Source organism: Bdellovibrio sp. HAGR004 (genome assembly GCF_055397015.1).
Map to the genome: position 1 here is coordinate 3569499 of NZ_AP029176.1, position 13833 is coordinate 3583331.

General features: G+C 48.5%; 16 protein-coding genes. 14 read left to right on the forward strand and 2 right to left on the reverse strand.

Annotated elements, in window-relative coordinates:
- Positions 1–38: 38 nt before the first annotated feature.
- From ACZ5ZV_RS17660 to ACZ5ZV_RS17675, 4 genes are read left to right on the forward strand one after another with little or no spacing between them, the layout of a single operon-like run.
- Positions 39–1112 (forward strand): outer membrane beta-barrel protein, encoded by a 1074-nt coding sequence (locus ACZ5ZV_RS17660; RefSeq protein ID WP_464118531.1) that lies wholly within the window; start codon positions 39–41, stop codon positions 1110–1112.
- Between the two features lie 9 nt (positions 1113–1121).
- The gene (locus ACZ5ZV_RS17665; protein WP_464118532.1) at positions 1122–1997 is read left to right on the forward strand and encodes a metal ABC transporter substrate-binding protein; all 876 of its coding nucleotides are present in this window, start codon (positions 1122–1124) and stop codon (positions 1995–1997) included.
- Positions 1994–2563: an ATP-binding cassette domain-containing protein gene (locus ACZ5ZV_RS17670; RefSeq protein ID WP_464118533.1), complete on the forward strand. Its 570-nt coding sequence runs from the start codon at positions 1994–1996 to the stop codon at positions 2561–2563. The genes ACZ5ZV_RS17665 and ACZ5ZV_RS17670 overlap by 4 nt, the downstream gene beginning before the upstream one ends.
- On the forward strand, positions 2560–3372 hold the full coding sequence (locus ACZ5ZV_RS17675) for a metal ABC transporter permease (RefSeq protein WP_464118535.1): 813 nt from the start codon (positions 2560–2562) through the stop codon (positions 3370–3372). Before ACZ5ZV_RS17670 ends, ACZ5ZV_RS17675 begins: the two co-directional genes overlap by 4 nt.
- On the opposite strand, the gene ACZ5ZV_RS17680 is transcribed toward ACZ5ZV_RS17675, so the two are convergent.
- Entirely contained in the window at positions 3357–4784 is a 1428-nt protein-coding gene (locus ACZ5ZV_RS17680) for a cyclic nucleotide-binding domain-containing protein (RefSeq protein WP_464118537.1), read from the reverse strand. The genes ACZ5ZV_RS17675 and ACZ5ZV_RS17680 overlap by 16 nt on opposite strands.
- A gap of 105 nt (positions 4785–4889) precedes the next feature.
- Between ACZ5ZV_RS17680 and ACZ5ZV_RS17685 the strand changes: the two genes are divergently transcribed.
- Positions 4890–5654: a prolipoprotein diacylglyceryl transferase gene (locus ACZ5ZV_RS17685; RefSeq protein WP_464118538.1), complete on the forward strand. Its 765-nt coding sequence runs from the start codon at positions 4890–4892 to the stop codon at positions 5652–5654.
- On the opposite strand, the gene ACZ5ZV_RS17690 is transcribed toward ACZ5ZV_RS17685, so the two are convergent.
- The gene (locus ACZ5ZV_RS17690; RefSeq protein WP_464118540.1) at positions 5610–6422 is read right to left on the reverse strand and encodes a hypothetical protein; all 813 of its coding nucleotides are present in this window, start codon (positions 6420–6422) and stop codon (positions 5610–5612) included. The two genes, ACZ5ZV_RS17685 and ACZ5ZV_RS17690, sit on opposite strands and share 45 nt — an antisense overlap.
- Before the next feature lie 324 nt (positions 6423–6746).
- Between ACZ5ZV_RS17690 and ACZ5ZV_RS17695 the strand changes: the two genes are divergently transcribed.
- The 9 genes from ACZ5ZV_RS17695 (at position 6747) to ACZ5ZV_RS17735 (ending at position 13831) form a co-directional block, all read left to right on the forward strand.
- On the forward strand, positions 6747–7490 hold the full coding sequence (locus tag ACZ5ZV_RS17695) for a hypothetical protein (RefSeq protein ID WP_464118541.1): 744 nt from the start codon (positions 6747–6749) through the stop codon (positions 7488–7490).
- A gap of 46 nt (positions 7491–7536) precedes the next feature.
- The gene (locus ACZ5ZV_RS17700) at positions 7537–7758 is read left to right on the forward strand and encodes a DNA gyrase inhibitor YacG (RefSeq protein WP_464118542.1); all 222 of its coding nucleotides are present in this window, start codon (positions 7537–7539) and stop codon (positions 7756–7758) included.
- Positions 7759–7919: 161 nt separating this feature from the next.
- Positions 7920–8192 carry an HU family DNA-binding protein gene (locus tag ACZ5ZV_RS17705; protein WP_464118543.1) on the forward strand — a complete coding sequence of 91 codons (273 nt, stop codon included), beginning with the start codon at positions 7920–7922 and terminating at the stop codon, positions 8190–8192.
- A 92-nt stretch (positions 8193–8284) separates the two neighbouring features.
- The gene (gene pfkA, locus ACZ5ZV_RS17710) at positions 8285–9274 is read left to right on the forward strand and encodes a 6-phosphofructokinase (protein ID WP_464118544.1); all 990 of its coding nucleotides are present in this window, start codon (positions 8285–8287) and stop codon (positions 9272–9274) included.
- An 86-nt stretch (positions 9275–9360) separates the two neighbouring features.
- Positions 9361–10482 (forward strand): ABC transporter substrate-binding protein, encoded by a 1122-nt coding sequence (locus ACZ5ZV_RS17715; protein ID WP_464118545.1) that lies wholly within the window; start codon positions 9361–9363, stop codon positions 10480–10482.
- A gap of 8 nt (positions 10483–10490) precedes the next feature.
- Entirely contained in the window at positions 10491–11393 is a 903-nt protein-coding gene (locus ACZ5ZV_RS17720; protein ID WP_464118546.1) for a branched-chain amino acid ABC transporter permease, read from the forward strand.
- The gene (locus ACZ5ZV_RS17725) at positions 11393–12364 is read left to right on the forward strand and encodes a branched-chain amino acid ABC transporter permease (RefSeq protein ID WP_464118547.1); all 972 of its coding nucleotides are present in this window, start codon (positions 11393–11395) and stop codon (positions 12362–12364) included. The genes ACZ5ZV_RS17720 and ACZ5ZV_RS17725 overlap by 1 nt, the downstream gene beginning before the upstream one ends.
- Complete coding sequence (locus ACZ5ZV_RS17730; RefSeq protein WP_464118548.1) at positions 12345–13121, forward strand: ABC transporter ATP-binding protein; 777 nt, start codon at positions 12345–12347, stop codon at positions 13119–13121. The genes ACZ5ZV_RS17725 and ACZ5ZV_RS17730 overlap by 20 nt, the downstream gene beginning before the upstream one ends.
- Positions 13118–13831 carry an ABC transporter ATP-binding protein gene (locus ACZ5ZV_RS17735; protein ID WP_464118549.1) on the forward strand — a complete coding sequence of 238 codons (714 nt, stop codon included), beginning with the start codon at positions 13118–13120 and terminating at the stop codon, positions 13829–13831. Before ACZ5ZV_RS17730 ends, ACZ5ZV_RS17735 begins: the two co-directional genes overlap by 4 nt.
- The last annotated feature ends 2 nt before the right edge of the window (positions 13832–13833 follow it).

The following is a 13833-nucleotide window of genomic DNA, read 5'->3' on the forward strand; positions in this document are numbered from 1 at the left end:
TCGAACACCAACATCTTTCCATCACAGGATGCTCACGAATGAAATATCTCATAGTTGTTTTTTCGCTTCTCACGTCTGTTCAAGCGCACTCTCAAGTTTTGCAGAACATGCAGTCAGCTGCTGCCCTGGACCTTGTCGCCCCTTTGCACTTCGAGGATTCTGCTGAAAACAAATTGGATGTCCGCTCGGCTGAACTGATTTTCTTCGGCCCACTTGATCCGACCTTTGATGCCACTTTGAACATTGCGGCTCACAATGAAGAAGGCGAGTTCGTGGCAGAAGTACACGAGGCCTATTTGGGCTCCAGTAAACTTATTCCTAACTCAAGATTCCGCGCGGGAAAATTCTTCCTGGGTGTTGGCAAACTGAATCAGACTCATCGACATGACTGGGCCTTTATCTCCGCTCCGCGCGTCCAATCGGACTTCTTTGGAGAAGAGGGTGTTGCCGACACAGGAGCCGAGTTTTCAACCCTATTGCCAACAGACGCCTATTGGGACATCACCGTCGGTGTGACCAACGGCTACACCTTTGGAACTCATGAACACCACGATGAGCCTGGTCACGAGGAAAGCGAAAGACCACATGTTCCCACCCACTATCTGCATGCTGTGAACTTCGTCGACATGGGTGAAAGAGGAGCTTTGCAGTGGGGCGCCAACTATCTTGGCAGAACCGATGCCGAAGAGCTACAAACGCAGCTCTACGGGCTTGATTTTGTTTTTAAGAAAACAGAAGGCAAGACGACTCAATTGCTGGTTCAATCTGAAATCTGGTATCGCAACCAAAGTGGGCCAGGACATGAGACCAAGGAAGAAGTCGGTGCCTATGTGTTTCCACAAACAGCCCTTTCTGAAAGAATCTTCCTGGGTCTGCGTATGGACCTCTTCTCAGAGCTCAACCGCACGTCACTGAGCGATGGCTCCAAACAGGGCAACTTAAACTATGCAGCGGTACCAACTTTGACTTTCAAAAACAGTGAATTCTCGTTGTTACGTGTTGCTTATACTTATGATAATCAGACTTATCAGGGTGAATCCGACACCATCAACCAAAAGCTTGAGCTCCAGTGGGTTGCCATTCTGGGCGCGCACCCGGCACACTCATTCTAAAGGATGACCATGAAGTATTTTATCTGCTCAATCATTATCAGCCTGGCCGTTGTCAGCGAAGCAAAAATCAAAGTCGTTACAACCACTCCGGATATTGCTGAAGTGGTTCGAGCCATCGGTCAGGATCAAGTGGAGGTTCAAAGCCTTCTCAGTGGATCTGAAGATCCCCACTTCGCGGAAGCGCGCCCGGATTATATCCTGAAGGTCAACCGCGCCGACGTTGTCTGCGCGATGGGCCTGGAACTTGAAATTGGCTGGCTTCCTAAAGTTCTTTCAAAATCTGGCAACGCGAAAGTCCAAGAGGGCGGCACTGGCTCTTGCTCTCTGGGTAAAACCGTGAAGCCCTTGGATATTCCCAAAGGCATCATTGATCGCTCTTTGGGTGATGTTCATGCCCACGGAAATCCGCATTTTAATCTGGATCCGATGAAGCTGGCAGAGGGAGGCCAGGAAGTTGTGCGCGTTCTTTCGACACTACTGCCCGCGCAGAAAGCTTTCTTTGAGAAGAATTATGATACGTTTAAAAAGAACATGTCAGATCTGCACGCCCAGGTGAGCAAAAGTCTTCCGAAGGTGAAAGTGATGGAATACCACAAAGAGTTTACTTACTTTTTCAGCTCTTATGGACTGCCATCCGCAGGGTCTCTTGAAGAAAAACCGGGAATGCCTCCTTCAGCAGCTCGCATGGCAATGGCAGCAAAACTAGCCAAAGAGCAAAATGTGAAAGTTCTGCTGGCGAGCCCTTCTGCGCCTCACAAGACGCTGGAAAGATTCCAAGAGCTTTCGGGGGTCAAAGTGGTGACTGTTCCTTCCTATGTGCAAACCAAAGGTGAAGCAAAATCGATCGAAGCCCTTCAGAAAATTTTAGGAAACGCGATTCAATGAAGTCCTTGCTGCAAGTTGAAAAAGTCCGGGTTCTAAGCCCGGAGGGAAATTTTCTGTCCCCAGAGATCAGTTTTGATCTGGCGGAAGGTGAAGTGTTGCTTTTAAAAGGTGAAAACGGATCCGGGAAAACTTCTTTCCTGAAAACACTGCTGGGTCTGCACAAGCCTTATAAAGGATCTTACAAGTTTCACGTGCCCTTGCAGGATGTTCAGTATCTGCCGCAGTTGGGAAACTTGCACTTTCATCTGCCACTTACTTTACAGGATGTACTGGGCGCTGTTCCCTCAGATCAAGGACTGCTGAAGAATCTGGATCTGACTAAAAAATGGAACACCGCCAGCGGAGGAGAAAGACAAAAGATCCTTCTGACCTCCGCCCTTGCAAAAAAGCCGCGCCTGCTGATTCTGGATGAGCCTTTCAATCATGTTGATCAGGAGTCCGGACATATTCTGGAAGAGGCTTTAAGTCTTTTCCTCAATGAACACCCTCAAAGTTCTCTGATTCTGGTATCTCATCGCCCATTAAGTTCCGTCTGGAAAAACCTTCGCTCGTTGGAGATTCGATGAGCTCATTGCTTCCCCTTCTGCAAATCTACAAGTGGTCACTTCCCTCTTCGGTTTTTATGGCAGGTGTTCTGGCTCTGGTCGGCGCACAGTGGACGGCGCGCGAAAAAAGTGCGCAGATCTTTGTTTTGGGACAAGGAGCCTCCCTTGGGATTGTCCTGGGGCTTGTCATCAATATCCTTTTAGGAACTGACTTTCATGGTATCAGCCTGCTGATCGGGCTGTCCTTGGGATGGGTCACATTGTTACTGACAGATTTACTTATTAAATCGAAGTCCGACCGCAACCATATCTACCTGACCTTGTTCGTTTTCTTTTTGTCTTTGACCTACTTGGTCAGCTACATGACTCCGGCATTGGAAAGCCATATTGCCGCCTCTTACTTTGGTGATCTGGCCGTGATGAGTGACACCGGCGCCATTGGCTGCCTGTTGGCGGCCCTGGTTTTTGGATTCTATCTAATCACCAACTGGCACAAACTTTCTTTGCGCTCTTTTCAACTGGCCAATCACAGCGCCATACATAATAGCTGGAAGAATCATCTTTTTGACCTGGGAACCTTGCTGCTAACCACGATGGCCATTCAAAACATGGGCTATTTGTACACGATGGGAAGTCTTTTCATCGCAACTAGCTTCGCGGCCTCACGCAGCCGCAACTTGAAAGGTTATCTTTTAAGAATGTTGGTGATTGCTCTGGTAGGGAGCGGAGCTGGGTTTATCGTTTCTCTACAATCTACAAATCTGCCCACAGTGCCTTGTGTACTGCTGGGGCAGATGCTGATTGGATTACTGCTTTATACAAAGAAGTAATGGAAAGAAGGCTGGGCCTCACGCTTTTGTCCGTCAATGTTAAATAGACAGATCACTTCCGTGCGAACGCCTTTTTTTACGTTGAAGATGGTTAAATCCGCGTTTTCAATGATCTGATGCAGTCCACGACCCGCGCCACCTTTGCCAGCATTCATACTGCCGGCCTGACCGCTGTAACAGCTAATCAGATAATCGATAATATTATCCTTGGTCAGAGATCCAAATGGATCTTTGACCGCCACTGCCAACAACACTCCGTCACTGGCATAGCGCAACTGTGATTGCTGATGGGTGTCCAACTGTATTTCCTCTTTACGAGAAACATGGTTAAAGATGGACTTACCCTGCGAATCCACCGGAGCATCGTAGATGGCATTCATCAACATTTCTTCAACGACAGTATTCACCCGATCCAGGACCGTCGAACGCACACCCATCTTCTTGAAATAACCGTAAAGATCTTCTCGCAGCGCCTCGCGCTGATTGGAACAGGACACCCGTTTGCTCTGAACTTCCACTCCCCACGTCAGATACTTCTCGATTCCGAAAAGATCCTTGTTCAGAAGTTTCCCCAAAGCCGTCAGAATATACCTGATGGTGGTGTTGCGATCTTCCGCATCGCGGGACACGATATGATCCACATGACGATTTGTTTGCAGAATCTGCAGATTCCCCTGCACATCTTTGCTGGTCAGAAGCACGGAATAGTTGGCGGCCTTCTTATCATGAACCTCTTGAAGGATCTCAACACAGCCTTCCTCGCAAAGAACCAGATCATACTTGTTTTCCGCCAACAACTGGCGGGCACCCTCTGAATCATTGGCAATGTCCAGCTGAACACCGGTGCCACCCAAGGCCATGCGCACGGGAAGTTGCTGTTTTTTGTCCGGCTCCACCAAAAGAACACGACCACCGACTTTTTCAATTTTCTGCTGAGCCTCGTGAAGCTCACGATTCAGGATTTCAAAAAGTCGTGCTTTTTCATTGGTTTTGACCAGGCGCTCGGTCAGAACATTACAGTAGATTTGAAATAGAAGAGCTTGAAACCGATCTTTGTCTTTCGGATGAACGTGTGCAAAATCCTCGGTGCGAATGACGAAACATTCCACCGCCGTTAAGGCCCTCACCGTGGTCGAGGTTGGATTTTTTGTGATTACACTCATTTCGCCGAAGACTTCACCCGGGGTATCAAGTGTGGCAATCACCTCAGAGGCCAAAGAAACTTCCACTTTGCCTGTTCGCAAAAAGAACAAGGAACTGTTTGTTACTCCCTCTTGCAGAAGCATGGTTCCAGCTGCAAATGATTCGGTATGAATCATGACAGAGGTTTGCAAAAGCAAATTATCCGTAAAGGATTTGAAGAAAGAGAAATCCCGAATTTCTTTGGCAATTTCAGCCGGATGCAATTTCATATAGGAACTATTATGTATTTAGTTACAGGCCCTTGACTAGAATCGTCTTGAATATTTCCTGTAATGAAAGAAAATTAAGTCTATCGTCGGTATAGCGGAGGAAGCTTGTTTCCCACCATCTCAATTTCACCCAGTCTATCAATACCGACCTATTATCTCATTCTGAGCCTGACCGTTTGTCTTGGCCTTCTCTGGGTTGCCCGTCGTGCCGACCAGCGCGAACTTTCCCGCAAAGTGTCTCTGGACTTAAGTCTCATCATCATGATCAGTGGTTTTATTGGCGGACGACTGTTTCACGTCTTCTATGAAAGTTATCCCTACTATCAAGAAGACTATCTGCGCATTCTCTATTTTTGGAATGGCGGCTTCGTCTTTTATGGCGGGGCCCTTCTGGCCACTTTGTGCAGCGTTGTCTATCTGATCTTTATTGCCCGGGTTCCCTTTGAAGATTATCTGGATTTGTTTGCACCCGTGATGTCTTTATCTTACATGCTGGGCCGGATAGCCTGTCTTTTTGCGGGCTGCTGCTATGGTAAAACATGCGAACTTCCCTGGGCGATAGCAGGCCGCCACCCCACTCAAGCCTATGCTTCTTTATGGGAACTGGGGGTCTTGTGTGTTCTGCTCGGAACTGAAGCCATCGCACGACCCGTTCGTCCGCGGTGGCTGCAAAATCCTGGCAGCATCTTTTATCTGTGGATGGTTTTGCACGGACTGGGCCGATTGATGATGGAGTCCTTCCGCGATGACTTCCGTGGTCCTTCGCTGGGACTTTCGATTTCAGGATGGATCAGCGTTCTGATCGTAGTTTTAGGACTGTTTTTGTTAGTGCGGAGACCAGCAGGCCGGGGGACGACAAGTTCCACCTAGCTGACATTTCGCCCCCGCCACATAAGTATCCAGCCGACACTGAATTGACGGATAGACATTGCGCAAAAGTTCTTTCGCCGTCGGAGCCGGAGTTAACAAAGAAACCGCATCGGTTTTTTGCGAATCATACTTTTGAAAGAATTGAGTCATTGCCAAACCAACCTGAGCTGTGCGGGCACAAAGTAAATTGCCCTCACAGACGGACTTGGCTTCCTCACTGACATTCTGGGCCAGCTCAGGATGAGCACTTAAGAACTCAGGTAAACACGTTCTACCCGTGAAGAAATCACTTTGCCCTTCGGAAGAAGACCACTCGGCCCCAGCAAAGGTCTGACGAGGTTCTTCACCCATCGTGTGACCGATCTCATGACAGAGAATGCCCGCCAGGATTTCCATTGAAGCCCCCGGGGCCCGCGCCAATCCGCCCCACAAGATCACCTGCAAATAAGTCCCCTTGTCCATGGAACCACCCGCAAAATACGGATTGACCCAATCATAGGAAATAACCAAAGGTTTTCCGGTTTGCTGATAGACACGCATCATGTACTTACTCTGAAACTCTGCAAGGAGCTGACGATACTGTTCTTCCGTCACATCAGAGACATTGGCACTGCCCGGTGGAAGATAGAAGTATCCCGCATCCTGAGCATACGAGATACTGGAGGACCTGGCTTTCAGGGGCTTTTGTGTTTGCACCATCACAACCAAGCCCACCAGCAGGATCACAGCCAAAATATAGGGTAAGTACTTCTTTGTCTTTTTGCTCATAGCGGCCGGTAATCTATCACAAGTTCAGTTTTTCTGTAACCCCATTAGCTAATGATTGCAATTCGGTTCCGGGATTTGTCACTCACACATGCGCAGGGAGCTGTCTTGATTTGAGACACTCTCGCAAGCCTACGATTTTTTGAGGGAATTGGCTGTCACTGCCTTCTCTCAGAACAAAGTGACGCAATTTGGCCGTGCTCGGTAAAGCTTAAACACAGCTGCCATGATCATTGCGGGTTTATTTGCATCCGGCCGCGTGGATGCGATGGCACGACTCCTGTATTGCACTAGTAGTGAAGAGAAGTCTTGAGAGAGAGGTTCATTATGAAAAAGCTTTTAGCTTCGATGATCGCGATCTCCACAGCGTTGTTTGTGGTGGCGTGTGGAAAAAGTGGTGGTGATTCCAACTATGTGAATCCCCAAGTTTGCGGTTCCGGATATATCTGGAATGGAAGTACCTGTATCCTACCTAATGGTGGTACTGGCGGTGGCAACATAGTAACTACTACTGTTGGCTTTGCTGATGGTAGTACAAGCTATACCATTGCTAATAGGGATTTTGCCGGAAGCCTAAGAATAACAAATAAAAGTGGGTATAAAGAGTTTCTTCGAGAAGCCTTAGCAATTTGCGATAGAAACAGCCACATCTGGGGTAGAGATTACGGCCTTGCTAATTGCGACACGTGGACATCAGGAACGCTCTTCTTAAGCTTCACAATTGGGCCTAATATGATTCCTGCCGTTGTGTTGAGAGCTTATCCCCCACCGGCTTCATACTTTAGCTATGGGTTTAGCTTCGGTATCGATGCCGCTGGCATGGCGCACAACCCACTATATTTGAATAGCCAGAATACCTTTAGCCTTATCCCAGATAAAGAAGGCAATCATAGCCAAGCTTTTGAGATTCGCGCTAATGGTGCTGCAGACAATTTATCCGGTAAATATTTGATCCAAATTCAGGCTCATAAGGGCACTTTGGCGAATAGTGAAATCAAGTATGATCTGGCTTACAAAAATGGAAAGCAGAATGCGGTTTTCGCAACAGGAACACTAAAACGTTTCCAATAAACTCTGCGTCTTGCTTCAACAGCAGGACATGGAATAAATTTCGACTATGACCGAATCTCAATCTCGACAGGTCAAATGCCCGCAGTGCGGGCGTTTGACTTTGTACTCAACCGAAAATCCCTTCCGTCCTTTCTGCTCTGAAAGATGCAGACTGATCGATCTTGGTGAGTGGGCCAGTGAATCCTACAGAATTCCCGTCAAGGACTCTTCAAGTGATGCTTTAACTTCCCTTGATGATGATGACTATCCAGGCGAAGACAAACACTAGAAGCCGCGCGGAGAGCCGCAGTCAGAGACCTTTTCATATTTTGCTATTGACGAATTTGCCTTTTTGTCTTTTCATGAGGCTGTCATTGGATGACGAAGAGTTATCATCAAGATTTTATTATCAACATCGGATACACAAACGTATCCAAAAGAGGAGTTCAAATGAACAAAGCTCAACTTATCGAAAAAATCGCAGCTGAAACAAAAGTTTCTAAAGCTCAAGCTGAAGCAATCCTTGATTGCGCAGTAGAAAACATCAAAAAATCCGTTAAAAAAGGTGACGATGTTAAACTTGTTGGCTTCGGTACATTCACTAAAGCTAAACGTAAAGCTCGCACTGGTCGCAACCCACAAACTGGTAAAGCGATCAAAATCCCTGCTGCATGGGCTCCGAAGTTCCGCGCAGGTGCTGAATTCAAAGCTATGGTTAAGTAATTAACCAGAACTTTCGATTTCCTGGTAAAGGCGTCCCACAAGGACGCCTTTTTTATTTTGTCTATATCCTAAAGCTCCGGTAGCCTCTTTGCATGGCTCAATTTCAAAAGCAAATTCAAAAAATCGGTGTGTACACAAGCGGTGGCGACGCCCCAGGGATGAATGCTGCGATTCGCGCGGTTGTTCGGGTGGGAATCTCTCAAAAACTTGAAGTTTACGGCATTCACAACGGCTACGTTGGAATGATGGAAAACAAAATCGAACCATTGCAACTTCGTGATATGGCCAACATCATTCAGCGCGGTGGAACCATCCTGAAGACAGGACGCTCTCCTGAGTTCATGCGCCCCGAAGGCCGCTCCCGTGCCGCAGCCAACATCAAAGCACTCGGAATAGACGCCTTAGTATGTATTGGTGGCGATGGTTCATTCCGTGGTGCCCACTCCCTTTGGGAAGAACATCAAATCCCCGTTGTCGGCGTCCCAGGAACTATCGACAATGACATTTTCGGCAGTGACAAAACCATCGGCTTTGACACCGCCGTCAACACGGCACTAGAAGCCATTGACCGCATTCGCGATACGGCCGCTTCGCACGATCGTCTGTTTATTGTTGAGGTCATGGGCAGAAACTCAGGCTTCATCGCATCTCACGTAGGACTTGCAGGCGGTGCTGAAGAAATCTTCACACCCGATGCCAACACCACCGTGGAAAAAGCCATTGATCGCATCATGGATGCCAAAGCGCGTGGCAAAACCAGCAGCATCATCATCACGGCCGAGGGACAAAAGCCAGGACGCGCGTACGATCTGGCCGATGCCATTCGCAAAAAATCCGGCATGGACGCGAAAGTCTGCATCCTTGGACACCAACAGCGCGGGGGATCCCCTACAGCTGCGGATCGCATTCTTGCAAGCCGCATGGGTGCTGCCGCTGTGGACGCTCTTTTCAAAGGCTACTGTGACGTGATGATCGGAACTGAAGGCGAAAGACTTATTCAGGTGCCTTTGGATCTTGTCGCGAAGAACGAAAAAAAGAATCAATTGGATTTGATTTCTTTGGCCAGCGTTTTAGCGACTTAAAACTTCCTCACGTTTTATCTTGACCTCTGCTGTAGATGCTTGAATTCTATAGGATATTCCGTTCAAGCAACCACAGCGAGGTCCTCATGAAAAATCTTTTCCTAGCATTGCTTTTGACTCTTCCGCTTCTGAGCGGATGTACCAAAAAAGAAAATGAAATTGTTATTGGTGAATATGACTCCCTGACTGGAAGTGATGCCACTTTCGGTTTAAGCACCAACAAAGGCGTTCGTCTGGCTTTGGATGAAATCAACGCCGCGGGTGGAGTCAAAGGTAAAAAGATCAGCCTGGTCACTTTGGACGATCAGGGAAAAAATGAAGAGGCCGCTTCTGCCACCACTCGCTTGATCACACAAAACAATGTTGTCGCCATTCTTGGCGGAGTCGCCAGCGGTCGCTCCAAAGCGGCGGCTCCGATTGCGCAATCACACGGTGTCCCGTTTGTTTCCCCGGCTTCGACAAATCCGGATGTCACAAAGGTGGGCGACTACGTCTTCCGCGTTTGCTTCATCGATCCGTTCCAAGGACTGGTGATGGCAAAGTTTGCCAGCGAAAACCTGAAGGTAAAAAAAGCCGCCATTTTGCGTGATGTGAAAAACGACTACAGTGTGGGCCTGGCTGATGTGTTTTCTGCCGAATTTAAAAAACGCGGCGGCGAAATTGTTTCGGACCTGAGCTATCAGGCAGGTGACATCGATTTCAAAGCCCAATTGACTCAGATCCGCTCGAAGAACCCTGATGCCATTTACATCCCAGGCTACTACACCGAGGTCGGACTGATTGCCCAGCAGGCACGTCAACTGGGTTTGAAAGTTCCCCTAATGGGTGGAGACGGCTGGGACTCTGACAAGCTGTACGAGATTGGCAAAGAGGCGATCAACGGCAACTACTACTCCAACCACTACACCACTGAATCCACAGATCCTGCTGTGACGGAGTTCATTAAAAAATTCAAGGCGAAATACAACGAAACTCCGGACGCATTGGCCGCTTTGGGTTATGATGCGGCAAAAATTCTGGTGGCCGCGATTGAACGTGCTCCCGACTTGTCAGGAAAAGCCATTCGTGATGAACTGGCAAAGACTAAGGATTTCCCTGGCGTGACCGGGAAGATCACTTTAAATGAAAACCGTGACGCTGTTAAAAGCGCCGTGGTGATTCAGGTGGATGGCAACAATCGCAAATTCATCACCACCATCAACCCGTAAGGATTGACATGCAAGATTTCGTACAGCATCTGATCAATGGAGTGAGCCTGGGTTCTATTTATGCCTTGATCGCTCTGGGTTACACGATGGTGTACGGAATCTTAAAAATGATCAACTTCGCCCACTCAGATGTTTACATGGTGGGCGCCTTTGCCGCTTACTACTTCGCACGCTGGATCGGAATTGAAAATGATCCGGGTCTGAGCACTCTTTTGACCCTGATTGTTGTTTCCATGATCTGCTGCAGTCTGCTGGGATTGGTCATTGAGCGCCTGGCTTATCGCCCTTTACGCAACTCTCCCAAATTGAATGTGCTTATTACCGCCATCGGCGTCAGTTTGTTCCTGGAATATTCCGGACAGGTTGTTTTCGGTGCCGATCCCAAAGTCTTTCCCGAAGTGATGAAAGATTTTGTGATCTTCACCATCGGAAATGTCGAAGTTCGCTCTTTCGATGTCACGGTTCTTGGCGTGGGCATTGCCGCCATGCTGGCTTTGCAGTTTCTTTTGTTTAAAACCAAAATCGGACGAGCCATGCGGGCCGTCAGTGCCAACCCCATGGTTGCCAGTCTGATGGGCGTGAATCCGGATCGTATTATTGCCTTCACCTTTGTGGTCGGCTCTTCCCTGGCTGGCATCGGCAGTGTACTGGTGGGAATGAAGTACCCGAAAATTGATCCTTTGATGGGTATGATGATCGGACTTAAAGCCTTCGTTGCTGCCGTGCTGGGTGGCATCGGAAACGTTGGTGGCGCAGTGATCGGCGCCATGATCATGGGACTTTCTGAAGAAATGGTTGTGGCCTATCTTTCCAGTACCTACCGCGACGCCCTGGCCTTTGGGATTTTGATTGTCATTCTGATCTTCAAGCCTGCAGGTCTTCTGGGCAAATACTCTGTGGAGAAGGTGTGATGAAAGCACTTAAGAATCCCGCCTTAGCTCTGTTGGGTTTGTGTCTTCTGGGTCTTGCGCTGAATTTTGGCGTGAATGCTTATGTTCAATTGATTCTTCTTTTTGCGGGCGTGAACTGCCTGATGTCGATGAGCCTGAATCTGGTCAACGGATATACCGGCCAGTTTTCTTTGGGTCATGCGGGTTTTATGGCTATTGGGGCCTACTTTTCGGCCTACGCCTCCACCCGCTGGAGTTTTGCTCCATCATCCCTGCTCATAGTTCAATATTTTGTCTTCACTTTAGGGGCCGGCCTTGTCGCCGCAGCGGCGGGATTCCTGGTGGGACTGCCCTCCCTGCGCCTGAAGGGCGACTATCTGGCAATCGTGACTTTGGGTTTTGGTGAAATCATCCGCGTCGCCCTGCTGAACATGGACTTTTTAGGAGGCCCCCGCGGTCTTTCAGGAATTCCGGGGTTTGGCTCGTTTCTTTGGTCCTTCTCATTTGCCTCTTTGTGGATTGTGATCTGCTTCTTCACCATCTGGCGCATCATGAGATCCAGTCATGGCCGTGGCTTCCTTAGTGTGCGTGAAGATGAAATCGCCGCGGAAGCCATGGGTATCAACACCACTCGAATGAAGGTGAAAGCTTTTGTCCTTTCAAGCTTCTTTGCTGGTGTGGCGGGGGCCCTGTTTGCGCACTTCACTAACTTTATCAATCCATCATCCTTTACCTTCCTGCAAAGTGTAAATGCCGTCATCATGGTGGTTCTGGGAGGCATGGGTTCCATGACCGGATCTATTGTGGCCGCGATCATTATCACAATTCTGCCCGAAGCACTGCGCCCCTTGCAGGAACTGACCGGTGTGGATCTGCGCATGGTGATTTATTCCTTGTCTTTGATCTTGATGATGATTCTGCGACCCAAAGGTCTTTTCGGCGACATGGAACTTGGCGATGTTTGGAGAAAATATGTCAGACGTTCTGCTTGAAGCCCGCAAGATCACCATGCGTTTCGGCGGCCTCAAAGCCGTTGATTCTTTGGAGTTCCAAATTAAAAAAGGTCAATTAGCCGGCCTGATCGGCCCCAATGGCGCCGGAAAAACCACCGTATTTAATATGCTCACCGGCGTCTATCAACCCACTTCAGGCGAAGTTCTTCTGGAAGGCCAAAGTCTGCAAGGTCTGGCGCCTTACGAAATTTCCCATCGTGGTGTGACCCGTACATTTCAGAACATTCGTCTTTTCAAAAATCTGACAGTCCTGGACAACGTTTTAATAGCTGGACACCAGCACGTGAAATACGGACTTTTTGATACGCTCTTTCAGACTGAAAACTTCCGTACTGACGAAAGTCGTTTGCAGGATAAAGCCATTGATCTTCTTAAGATCTTTCACCTGGAAGACAAAGCTCACAAACCCGCCAACTCACTACCTTATGGAGAGCAGCGTAAACTTGAGATCGTCCGGGCCCTGGCGACGGATCCAAAAATCATCCTGCTGGATGAACCCGCGGCCGGAATGAACCATTCCGAAACCCATCATCTGATGGAAACCATCGCCAAAATTCGCGAAGAGTTCAAACTGACCGTTCTTCTGATCGAACATGACATGAAGTTAGTCATGGGCATCTGTGAAAACATCATCGTATTGGATCATGGTGTGAAGATCGAAGAGGGGACCCCAGCCAAAGTGCAAAGCTCTGCCAAAGTGATTGAAGCTTATCTGGGCGTGGAGGAAAAAGAATGAGTTCCCCGCTTTTAAAAGTCGAAAACCTGGATGTCTTCTACGGCTCGATTCATGCCTTAAAAGGCGTCAGTTTCGAAGTCAACAAAGGTGAAGTCGTTTCTTTAATCGGTGCCAATGGTGCGGGTAAAACCACCACCTTGCGCGCTATTTCCGGGATTGTTCCCTGCTCTGGAAAACTGCAGTTCAAAGATCAGGACCTTACAGCCGTTGCCACGTTCCGTCGAGTGGGGTTGGGCATTGCTCAGTCTCCAGAAGGTCGCGGCGTTTTCCCACAGATGAGCGTCTTGGAAAATCTTGAAATGGGTGCTTATTCCCGCAAGGACAAGGCCGAAATTAAAAAAGACCTGGACATGTGCCTGGAACTTTTCCCCCGTATAAAAGAACGACTGGCCCAAATGGCAGGAACCATGTCCGGGGGCGAGCAACAGATGCTGGCCATTTCACGGGCGCTGATGGCGAAACCACAATTACTTTTGTTGGATGAGCCGTCTTTGGGACTGGCCCCCTTGATCGTGGCACAGATTTTCGACATCGTAAAAAAATTGAATCAGGAAGGCATGACCATTCTGCTGGTCGAACAAAATGCACGCATGGCTCTGAAGATCTCTCACCGAGCCTATGTTCTTGAATGTGGTCGCATGGTGATGCAGGACTCAGCACAGAATCTGCTAAACAACGACGTGGTTCGAAAGAGCTATTTGGGCGTCTAAAT